This is a genomic window from Carboxydocella sporoproducens DSM 16521 (genome assembly GCF_900167165.1).
Lineage (GTDB): Bacteria > Bacillota.
The window spans coordinates 1-1182 of sequence record NZ_FUXM01000082.1; the positions used below are offsets into that span (position 1 = coordinate 1).

General features: G+C 48.8%; 2 protein-coding genes. Both read right to left on the minus strand.

The features are described 5' to 3' along the window. Window positions 1–192 (minus strand): CRISPR-associated endonuclease Cas3'' (locus B5D20_RS13590; RefSeq protein ID WP_078666717.1); only part of this gene is annotated, 192 nt, incomplete at its 3' end. A 235-nt stretch (window positions 193–427) separates the two neighbouring features. Then, window positions 428–1000 carry an aminoacyl-tRNA hydrolase gene (gene pth / locus B5D20_RS13595; RefSeq protein ID WP_078666718.1) on the minus strand — a complete coding sequence of 191 codons (573 nt, stop codon included), beginning with the start codon at window positions 998–1000 and terminating at the stop codon, window positions 428–430. Window positions 1001–1182 lie beyond the last annotated feature (182 nt).

Here is a 1182-nt window from a genome sequence, read left to right on the forward strand (position 1 = left end):
TCTTTGAAATTCATGCGAGTATTTCCCTATGTCATGTAAAAGACCAGCAACTGACCCTAGTTTTTTCATTCCAAAACTTGAAGCAAATTCAGCAGCTAACTTTGCCGTGTCTTCTAAATGCTTTTTTAACAAATGCCAATCGCTTTTGCTTTTTCCCTCTATGGAATGAGCATAATATTTTGTGTCTTCCATATTCACACCTCAACGTAGGAGTTACTATATTTTCCATTATTCTTCAAAACATGCAATATTTCCTGCTAAATATAAAAAAAAAACAGCATGGCCGTTGTGTTACAGACACCAAAAATTTTGGCTTTACCCTGCACCTCTGCCCACTCTCCCGCAGGCTGGCCATGCTGTCACTTTAGTTTATTTCATTATAAACTTTTTTATGTACTTTTTGCACACCTATATTGAGTCTAGTTACTTAAGTGACCCTCTTCCCATTAAACTCATTCATCGCCGCCACTATCCCCTTGTCCACCACCGCCAACACCCGATCTACCGCAGCAGGAATTATGCGCCCCAGTGCCGCCCGTTCCTCGCTACTAAAAGGCTCCAGGACATAATCGGCAGCACTCTGGCCTGGCCGCGGCCGGCCAATCCCCACCTTGAGGCGGGGAAACTCCTCCGTCCCCAAATGGCTGATAATCGACTTGATCCCATTATGGCCGCCAGAACTCCCCCTGGCCCTCAAGCGTAGCTGGCCAAACGGGTTATCCATATCATCATAGATAACCAGCACATCTTGAGCCGGAATTTTATAATAACGGGCCAGTTCCCCTACGGCCTGGCCGCTCAGGTTCATGTAGGTCTGAGGCTTGACCAGCAGCAATTTTTCCCCCTGATAATTTACCGAAGCTACCAGCGCGCCGGCCTGCTGCTTGAAACTGCTAACCCCTACCTTATCAGCGAGGGCATCAATCACCAGAAAACCGACATTATGCCGGGTCAATTCATATTGCGGGCCGGGATTGCCCAGTCCCACCAGCATCTTCATATTCTCGCCCTGGTTCAAAAAACTTGACTGTTTTTATTTTCAGTCAAGTCGGCCCCCAGACCAGGCTTTCGCCTCCTTTCCGAATACTTGATTTGCCCTCCGAGGGGCAGGGCGACAGGGGACCTCGGCCCGGGAGTCCCACCCGGAGCCCGAACGAAGAGGTTATCCTCTCCCGTACCCCA

What these genes read in the sequence shown, in the direction of transcription:
- pth (WP_078666718.1), bottom strand. Translation starts at nt 1,000, where the DNA reads ATGAAGATGCTGGTGGGACTGGGCAATCCCGGCCCGCAATATGAATTG.